Origin of the sequence: Mesorhizobium sp. M7A.F.Ca.US.007.01.2.1, assembly GCF_003998165.1 — a bacterium.
GTDB lineage: Bacteria > Pseudomonadota > Alphaproteobacteria > Rhizobiales > Rhizobiaceae > Mesorhizobium > Mesorhizobium ciceri.
In genome coordinates this window covers 1-7,958 of record NZ_RZQP01000252.1, presented here as the reverse complement: position 1 = coordinate 7,958, position 7,958 = coordinate 1, and the positions used below count along the sequence as shown (strand labels likewise).

The 7,958-nt window shown below is 65.6% G+C and carries 10 protein-coding genes; 6 read left to right on the top strand and 4 right to left on the bottom strand.

Going from position 1 to position 7,958, the window contains the following annotated elements; all coding sequences use genetic code 11:
• Window positions 1–205, bottom strand: a 205-nt coding sequence (locus EN949_RS36200) for a hypothetical protein (protein ID WP_206534974.1), incomplete at its 3' end; no start/stop codon positions are given.
• On the opposite strand from EN949_RS36200, the gene EN949_RS29775 reads away from it, so the two are divergent.
• A complete protein-coding gene (locus tag EN949_RS29775; protein ID WP_127371172.1) occupies window positions 192–842 on the top strand; it encodes a dihydrofolate reductase family protein in 651 nt (216 codons plus the stop codon). The two genes, EN949_RS36200 and EN949_RS29775, sit on opposite strands and share 14 nt — an antisense overlap.
• 114 nt (window positions 843–956) lie before the next feature.
• On the opposite strand, the gene EN949_RS29770 is transcribed toward EN949_RS29775, so the two are convergent.
• A complete protein-coding gene (locus tag EN949_RS29770) occupies window positions 957–1,826 on the bottom strand; it encodes a LysR substrate-binding domain-containing protein (RefSeq protein ID WP_127367405.1) in 870 nt (289 codons plus the stop codon).
• 98 nt (window positions 1,827–1,924) lie between these two features.
• On the opposite strand from EN949_RS29770, the gene EN949_RS29765 reads away from it, so the two are divergent.
• On the top strand, window positions 1,925–2,524 hold the full coding sequence (locus EN949_RS29765) for a LysE family translocator (RefSeq protein WP_127371868.1): 600 nt from the start codon (window positions 1,925–1,927) through the stop codon (window positions 2,522–2,524).
• Window positions 2,525–2,784: 260 nt separating this feature from the next.
• On the opposite strand, the gene EN949_RS29760 is transcribed toward EN949_RS29765, so the two are convergent.
• Window positions 2,785–3,579: an SDR family oxidoreductase gene (locus EN949_RS29760; RefSeq protein WP_013530115.1), complete on the bottom strand. Its 795-nt coding sequence runs from the start codon at window positions 3,577–3,579 to the stop codon at window positions 2,785–2,787.
• Between the two features lie 210 nt (window positions 3,580–3,789).
• Here EN949_RS29760 and EN949_RS29755 point away from each other — a divergent pair, with 210 nt between their 5' ends.
• Complete coding sequence (locus EN949_RS29755) at window positions 3,790–4,248, top strand: MarR family winged helix-turn-helix transcriptional regulator (RefSeq protein WP_024504123.1); 459 nt, start codon at window positions 3,790–3,792, stop codon at window positions 4,246–4,248.
• A 21-nt stretch (window positions 4,249–4,269) separates the two neighbouring features.
• On the opposite strand, the gene EN949_RS29750 is transcribed toward EN949_RS29755, so the two are convergent.
• A complete protein-coding gene (locus EN949_RS29750) occupies window positions 4,270–5,448 on the bottom strand; it encodes an MFS transporter (RefSeq protein WP_013530113.1) in 1,179 nt (392 codons plus the stop codon).
• Between the two features lie 208 nt (window positions 5,449–5,656).
• Here EN949_RS29750 and EN949_RS29745 point away from each other — a divergent pair, with 208 nt between their 5' ends.
• The 3 genes from EN949_RS29745 to EN949_RS29735 all read left to right on the top strand — a co-directional run bounded on the left by EN949_RS29745 (window position 5,657) and on the right by EN949_RS29735 (window position 7,878).
• Entirely contained in the window at window positions 5,657–6,019 is a 363-nt protein-coding gene (locus EN949_RS29745) for a helix-turn-helix transcriptional regulator (RefSeq protein WP_013530112.1), read from the top strand.
• Between the two features lie 68 nt (window positions 6,020–6,087).
• Window positions 6,088–6,852 (top strand): metallophosphoesterase family protein, encoded by a 765-nt coding sequence (locus tag EN949_RS29740; RefSeq protein WP_127367653.1) that lies wholly within the window; start codon window positions 6,088–6,090, stop codon window positions 6,850–6,852.
• A gap of 123 nt (window positions 6,853–6,975) precedes the next feature.
• Entirely contained in the window at window positions 6,976–7,878 is a 903-nt protein-coding gene (locus tag EN949_RS29735; RefSeq protein ID WP_164754639.1) for an SH3 domain-containing protein, read from the top strand.
• The last annotated feature ends 80 nt before the right edge of the window (window positions 7,879–7,958 follow it).

The following is a 7,958-nucleotide window of genomic DNA, read 5'->3' as shown; positions in this document are numbered from 1 at the left end:
GGGCGCCGGACGACACCGCCACCGCCATATCAGGCGATGTCTGGTTCTCGTCGGAAAATCTCCACACCGAGCCTCGCAAGCAACGGTGATTTTCCAAAATTTCGTCCTGTCCTGTCGGACCGGTGGCTCGTCGCCCGTCCTTGGGCTGAAGTCCGCCACGACGGCGTGGACCGAAGAACGGGAGCATTGGAATGAGAAAGATCATCTCTGCGACATTCATCAGCCTCGACGGCGTCATGCAGGCGCCCGGCGGCCCGCAAGAGGATCCGGTCGGCGGCTTCAAGTTCGGCGGCTGGACCTTCCATTACTTCGACGAGGCGGGGGGCGCGGCGATGGATGAACTGTTCTCCAAGCCTTTCGCCCTGCTTCTCGGCCGCAGGACCTACGATATCTTCGCCGCCTACTGGCCATATCAGAAAGATCCGATCGCGGATGCCTTCAACCCTGCGACCAAATATGTCGCGACGCATCGGCCCGACACCCTCACCTGGCAGAACACGCAATCGCTCGGGCCTGATATCGTTGCGGAGTTGCGCCGCCTCAAGCAGGAGGATGGACCCGACCTGCTCATCCAGGGATCGGGCAACCTGATCCGAACGCTGCTCGCCAACGGGCTGATCGACGAGATCCGGCTGATGGTCTTCCCGCTGTTGCTGGGTAACGGCAAGCGGCTGTTCGGCGACAGCGCGATCCCGGCCGCCTTCAAGCTCATTAAGTCGCAGGCAACCGGCACCGGCGTCATCATGGCGACCTACGAACGCGCGGGCGAGGTCAAGGTCGGGTCGTTTGTCACGGGAGAGCCGTCGGACGCCGAGCTCGAGCGGCGGAAGAACTGGAAGTAGCAGGACCTGGGTTCCTCGCCCCACGATGAAAGATCGACCCCCCACTCGGTCGAGCTTCGCTCGACACCTCTCCCCCCAACCGACGGGGGAGAGGAACCCAAGTTCTGAGAAGCTTCAAGCCGCGACTGGTCGCCGCGCCAGCCCTTCCCGTATATGCCGTGCGAATTCCTGCGCCGCGGGACCTACCCCATGCCTCGGCAGATGCAGGTTGATGGCAAAATTCGGCAGCGGCGGCAGGCCGGACTCCGATGGCAATATGTCGAGATCGGCTGGCACCGTGGAGGCCAGCCAGGTGGTGACGGCGAGGTCGGAGCGCACCGTCGCGGTCGTCGCGTCGATGTTGCCGTTCTCGAACACGGTGCGCCACTCCAGCCCATGCTCACCGAGCGCCGCCAGCACAGCCGGCCGGAAAGCGCAGGTGTCGGCGACGATCGACACCGGCAGCGGCCGCTTGGCGCGGGCAACGCCGCCCTTGGCACCGACCCAGACCAGCCGGTCAACAACGAGGCATTCGCCGGCCGACGGGCCGGCGCGTTCCTCGATCACGGCAAGGTCGATGGTCCCGGCCGCAAGGGCAGCAGTCAATTCTGGCGACGAGGCGCAGACCAGCGATATCTCGACCTGCGGATAGGTTTCGGCATAGGTCTTCAGCACCGGCGCCAGCAAGGTGCCGACAAGGTCGTAGGGCACGCCGAGCCGCACCTGGCCGGCCACCGGGCTCCCAGCCATTTCGGCCCAGATCTCGTCATTCAAGGCCAGCAGCCGCTTGCCCCTGCCGAACAGCTGTTCACCGGCGCGCGTAAGCCGCAAGCCGCGCCGGTCGCGCTCGAAGAGGCTCGAGCCGAACGCCTCCTCCAGCCGTTTGACCTGCTGGCTGACAGCACCTTGCGTCAGGTGCAGTGCATTGGCCGCCGCTGTCATGCTGGCCTTGTCGGCAACGGTGGTAAAGGTGCGGATCAGCGCCATGTCGAGATTTCGGATCATGGTTGGCATTATGCTTGCTAATGTCAACCATAGCAAACATTGCATTTACTGAAGTTCGTGCGCAGCTACGATGGCAGCCCTCCCACCGAGGACGCCGCATGCTCGAGCCCATTTTCCCGCTCATCCTGTTTGCCATCGTCGCCACCACCACGCCCGGCATCGCCACGACCCTGTCGACCGCGTCCGGCGCGCAGTTCGGCTTTCGCCGTTCCGTGCCTTTGCTGGTCGGCAGCGCCGCCGGCCTCGCCACCGTCACGGGTGCCGCTGCCGCCGGGCTTGCCGGCCTGCTGCTCGCCGTGCCCTCGCTGCAACTGGCGATGAAGGTCACCGGCTCACTTTATCTCGTCTGGCTGGCGATCAAGATCGGCCGCAGCGGACCGCCTAATCTGGATGTGACCATGGCCAGGCCGAACAGCTTTCTCGGCGGCGCCGGCATTCAATGGATGAACCCGAAGGGATGGGCGATGGGATTGGGCGCCGCGGCGTCGTTCGCGGCATTGGCCAGCGGACCGATGCAGCTCGCGCTGCTGCTCGGCGCCACTTTCGGCCTCGCGGCCGCCGCCTCGCTTTCACTGTGGTGCGTGGCCGGCATGGTGCTGGCGCGGCTGATCAAGACCGAATGGCAATGGCGCGCGCTCAACATCGTGCTGGCGCTGGTGCTGGCCGCCTCGATCATTCCGATGTGGCGGTCGGCGTAGACGGCCACGGAATGGGTATAAGACGCCAAGTCCTGCAAGGTCAGCGCAGGAGCCCCACCCGGGCCTTCGGTCCGACCTCCCCACAAGGGGGAGGTAGGGAGCGCGCCTTTTCCAAGCCTCAAGGAGGGTGGCGCGCGTCCCCAACCTTCCCCCTTGTGGGGGTCCGAAGGACGGGCGAGACCCGTGGCTCGCCCCGGCAAGTCGCTGCGAAGCAGCGGGGTGGGGGTCCTGGTTCGCAAAGCGAACCAGCCTCTCAAACGTCAAACCCCGTAACGCGCCGCCGGCTTGTCGGCGTGCAGGCTGCCGTAAAAGGCTTGCCGGGCGCCGAGGAATGTGTCGAGCTTGGCCGCATCGGCAAGCGCGGGCACGGTGACCGCCTCGCCTTTGGCCAAGCCGACAAGTGCGGCATCGACCATGTCGTCGGCGGTCATGATGATCTCCTTCGGAACGTTTGCGATATCGGTGCCGGCAAGTTCCCAGAAATCGGTCCGGGTCGCGCCCGGCAGCACCACCTGCACCTTCACATTGGTGCCCTCGACCTCACGGTGCAGGGCTTCGGTGAAGTTGACCACATAAGCTTTGGTGCCGCTGTAGATGCCGCCGAAGGAGGTGTCGAAGGCGAGCACCGAGGCGATGTTGACGATGCCGCCGCGGTTGCGTGCCAAAAGCCCCGGCAGCACGGCGCGGGTTAGACGCGTCAAGGCGATGGTGTTGACCTTGATCATGCGCTCGGCCGCGTCGACATCGGCGGTGGCCACGACGGCCTGGCCGCCGATGCCGGCATTGTTGACCAGCAGTGTGATGCTCTCGTCGGCTGTTACAGCTTGCTCGACGCGGCGCACATCATCGTCGTTTGCAAGATCGGCGCTGATCACGCCGACCTTGCGGCTATAGGTCTGGCGCAGCTTCCCGGCCAGTTCCTCCAGCCGGTCGGCGCGCCGCGCCACCAGCACCAGATCGTAGCCCTGCCCCGCCAGCCGGTCGGCATAGACCGCGCCGATGCCCGACGAAGCACCGGTGACGACCGCCGTGCCCTTGTTGCCCTGTCCACTCATTGTCCTGTTCCTTCTTCAACTGATCTTGTTCGTTTCGAATGACCCCCGGCACCGTGGCATCTGCCGCGCTGCCGGAAAGCCGCTTGATCTGATTTAGTGGCATATACCACTAATCGTGAAGTAGGCATATGCCACTATCTTGTCAATGAGACGGGCGGGGATTATTTGAGGGGAGCAGCCGGGCCTCATTCCCCGGCGCCAGGGACCATCATGTCAAAGGACAGCCTGCCCGGCCTCACGCTCTGCAACAACGCCGCCCTGCGCCGCGCGGCGCGCAAGCTCGGCAAGTTTTATGATGATGTGGTGGAGCCGTCAGGCCTCAAGGCGACGCAGCAGGGCCTGCTTTACCAGATCCATATGGGCGATGAGCCGGCGATGGGCGCCATCGCCACGTCGCTGATCATGGACCTGTCGGCGCTCGGCCATACGCTGAAACCGCTGATCCGCGACGGCTATGTCGAGACCTTCGCCGACCCGGAGGACCGCCGCGTCAAGCGTGTACGACTGACGCCAAAGGGCCTGGACAAGATCGAGGAAGCGATGAAACTGTGGCAAATCGCCCAGCAGCGTTTCGAGGATGTCGTCGGCAAGGACAAGGCCGAAGATTTGCGCGCGGCTCTGGATGAGATCGCCGCGCTGGATTTTGATCTGCCGCCGGCCACGCCCTAAGGCCAGCGTTTGCCAAAGACTCTACTCGGCAGGCATTTCTACAGGCCGAGCCGCCCAGCGGCCGGCGACCACGACGCCAAGCCCGACGATCGGGAAGATCGCGGCGACCAGGCCGAGATCGGCCGGCGCGCCGTAGCGCAGCACGGCACCACCGACCACGGCACCCAGCGCCACGCCGAGATAGAGCGCCGAGGCGTTGAGCGACAGCACGATCGGGGCGGCATCGGGCGCCAGCTTGATGATGCGGCTCGCCTGCGCCGGCGGGAACGCCCAGCCGACGATGCCCCACGGCACCATCATCGCCATCAGCGCCGGCCCGGCAATATGGTGCGGCAGGAAGGTCGGGATGACCGACAATAAGACCAGCATGGCTGCACTCAGCGCCAGCGACCAGCCGACGGTGCGGGTCGCACCGAACCGGTCGGCGGCCTGGCCGCCGCCAATGTTGCCGATGACGGCGCCGACGCCGAAGGCGAGCAGCATGCCGGGCAGCGCGATCTGGCTGAGACCGCCGCCCTCGATGGCAAGCGGCGCGACATAGGCAAAGACGGTGAAGGCGCCGATCAGCGCCAGCACTGTCGTCAACAGGATCGGCATCACGCCTGGACGCAGCGCTGCCGCCAGCCTGCGCTTCAAGGGCAGCCTGGTGCCGACGATGCCCTGCGGCAGCCGGTACCACAGGATCGCGCCTGCAAGCGCGCCAAGGCCGGCGATGGCAAAGAAGGTGCCGCGCCAGCCGGCGACGGTGGCAACGAGCGCGCCCAGCGGCGCACCGAGCGCAACGGCCACAGTGGTGCCGCCGACGACGACGGCGATGGCACGCGCCCGGTGATGATCATCGACCAGCGCCACCGCCGTGCCTTGCGCGGTTGCGGCGAACAGGCCCGACGACAGCGCCATGACGATGCGCGCGACCAGAAGCAGTTCGAAGGAGGAACTCAAGGCGGCGGCGATGTTGCCGATGACGAAGAACACCAGCGTCCACAGGATGACGCGGCGCCGGTCCCATTCGCCGGTCAGCGTCGCCAGGATCGGCGTGCCGACCGCATAGGCGAGCGCGAAGGCGGTAATCAGCGTGCCGGCCAGCGGAATGGAGATGCCGGCATCCGCCGCGATGTCGGGCAGAAGGCTGGAGATGACGAAGCCTTCGGTCGAGATCGTGAACGATCCGAGCGCGAGCCAGAAGAGGCGCTTGTCCATGGCGGGATGTCCTTAGTTCAAAAGTTATTGAACAATTGGACATAACAGGGCATCATGTCAATGAAGCCAGGGAAAAATAGCTGAACCTTCCTGACAGCCCTGTGTCAGCACAGGCCGGGCGGGGTTCGCGCGAGACGGAGAAAGGCCATGTGGAGCCAACAATGATGGATGCGTTGAAATCGGACCCGACTGTGCTTAGTTTCGAGCCATGACCTTGCCACACCCCAATACGGACCAGATCAGCCTGCCGATCGTGCTTGGCGTGCTCGGCGACCCGACGCGGCTTGCCATCGTGCGCTATCTCGCCAGCAAGCAGGGCGTGCCGCTGAACTGCAGCCAGTTCCTCGATTTCGGCTCGAAGACCAATCTGAGCTACCACCTCGCCAAATTGCGCGAGGCCGGCGTCACCCGCGCCGAGGTGGTCGGCACCAACCGCATGATCACACTGCGCCGGGCCGATCTCGACGCCCGCTTCCCCGGCCTGCTCGACAGCGTCATCGCCGCCGCCGGCGACGATCCCGCACTGCCGGCGGTTGGCGGCCACGATATCGAAGTGCACGCCCGACCCTGAAGGACTTGGGTTCTTCGCCCACGAACGTGGGGAAAAGGAAAAGCGGCGTCACACAGGAGCTTCCCGAAATGCGCATCGCCGTCCTCGCCGACATCCACGGCAATGTGCTGGCGCTCGACGCCGTGCTTGACGACCTGCGCCGGCGCGGCGGCGCCGAGCTGACCGTCAATCTCGGCGACAGCGTTTCCGGCCCGCTATGGCCGCGCGAAACGATGGAACGGCTGCAGGCGCTGAACCTGCCGACGGTGCGCGGCAACCACGACCGCCGTGTTGCCGCCGACCCCGCTGATGACACCATGTGGCCCTCCGACGTCTATGCGCAGGAGCGGCTGACCGAGACACAGCGCCAGGTGCTGTTCGCCCAGCCGTTGACGCTGGAGATCGCACCCGGAATCATCGCTTTCCACGCCCGTCCCGACCATGACGAGAAATATCTCACTGATACCATCGTCAATGGCCAGTTGGTGCGCGCGCCGCTGACGGCAATCCGGCGGCGGCTGAAGGCGCTCGACCCGGCTTGCCGCATCGCGCTGTGCGGCCACAGCCACCGCGCGGAACTGATCCGCGTCCCCGACGGTCCCGTCATCTTCAATCCGGGCAGCATCGGCTGCCCTGCCTATGACGATTCCACGCCGCCGGCGCATGTCTCCGAGCAGGGCTCGCCGCATGCGCGCTACGGCATCGTCACCTCGGGCAGCAACGGCCAGCCCGACGGCTTCGAGGCCATCGCCGTCGACTACGATCATGAGGCGGCCGCCAGGCAGGCCGAACATGCGGGCCGGCCGGAATGGGCTCACGCGCTCAGAACCGGGTTCATGCCCCTGCCCGGCTGAAGGCTGGCGAAACGGCGGCCCGAATTTTCGGGCTTACATGGCGCCGCGTCGTCCCTTATAAAACCGGCCGGGCTTGCGGCGGGCTCGATCCGCCGCGGCACGGTATCAGCGCACGGCCAAACGATGAGGCGCACAGTTACGCTCCGAACAAACCTCCATGCGCTGATTGCTGCTCCGCTGCTGATGACGGCGTGGCCGGTGATTGCCCCCGCTATGGCTGAAGAGATGGCCCAAGAGGCGCCGGAGCTCGTCATCTCCGTCGTCACCGGCCTGGCGCCGGACGACCTTCTCAAGGTCCGCACCACCGCATCGCCGGTCGCCACGGTCGAGGCGCGGCTGAGCAGCGGCGACATGGTCACCAATCTCGGCTGCAACGACATCAACGGCTACAAATGGTGCAAGGTCGAAAGCACGGGCAAGGAGAAGCTGAGCGGCTGGGCGCCGGCGCGCTATCTCATCCCCCTCAATCCGAACCCCTATGTCGAAGGTGAGCCAAGACCGGCCGGTGCGCCGGTGATTGCCTCCACCGGCAGTGGGGCCGAGCAGGCCTCGGCACCGGACCAATCGCAGGCCACCGGCTCAGCCGACAGCGCGCCGGTCGCACCGCCCGACCTGACGGCGCGGCTTGGCGGCGCCGGTCCGGCAGCAGAAAGCACGCCGAAATCGCCAGAGGAAATCGGCCACGCCGCCATGCAGGATGCGTACCTACTGGCGCTGGCGGCGCCTGACGTCCCGCTTGATTCCGCTCCGACGCTGGCTTCTGGCCCCGAAATTCCCTGCGCCCGCTATGTCGGCCAGCCGATGGAGCGCTGCAAGGTCAGCGTGGTGCACAGCGCCGACAAGGCGAACATCACTGTGACCTGGCCCGATGGCGGCACGCGCATCATCTCTTTCCGTGCCGGCCAGCCGGCCGGTTCCGACGCGCCCGGCGACTTCCGCTTCACCAGGGAAGGCAGCCTCAACATGATCCGTGTCGGCGTCTCGGAGCGGTTTGAGATCACGGATCAGTTGGCGCTGGGGAATTAGAATTTATGGGAGTAAGGGAGCAGGGGAATAAGGGAGTGTGTTTGGAATGCCCTCGAACCCAACCTACTCCCCTACTCCCC

Excerpts from the sequence above, each read along its gene's own strand:
- EN949_RS29760 (WP_013530115.1), bottom strand. The coding sequence starts at position 3,579 with ATGAGTGGACAGGGCAACAAGGGCACGGCGGTCGTCACCGGTGCTTCG.
- EN949_RS29765 (WP_127371868.1), top strand. The coding sequence starts at position 1,925 with ATGCTCGAGCCCATTTTCCCGCTCATCCTGTTTGCCATCGTCGCCACC.
- EN949_RS29770 (WP_127367405.1), bottom strand. The coding sequence starts at position 1,826 with ATGATCCGAAATCTCGACATGGCGCTGATCCGCACCTTTACCACCGTT.
- EN949_RS29750 (WP_013530113.1), bottom strand. The coding sequence starts at position 5,448 with ATGGACAAGCGCCTCTTCTGGCTCGCGCTCGGATCGTTCACGATCTCG.
- EN949_RS29755 (WP_024504123.1), top strand. The coding sequence starts at position 3,790 with ATGTCAAAGGACAGCCTGCCCGGCCTCACGCTCTGCAACAACGCCGCC.
- EN949_RS29745 (WP_013530112.1), top strand. The coding sequence starts at position 5,657 with ATGACCTTGCCACACCCCAATACGGACCAGATCAGCCTGCCGATCGTG.
- EN949_RS29740 (WP_127367653.1), top strand. The coding sequence starts at position 6,088 with ATGCGCATCGCCGTCCTCGCCGACATCCACGGCAATGTGCTGGCGCTC.
- EN949_RS29775 (WP_127371172.1), top strand. The coding sequence starts at position 192 with ATGAGAAAGATCATCTCTGCGACATTCATCAGCCTCGACGGCGTCATG.
- EN949_RS29735 (WP_164754639.1), top strand. The coding sequence starts at position 6,976 with ATGAGGCGCACAGTTACGCTCCGAACAAACCTCCATGCGCTGATTGCT.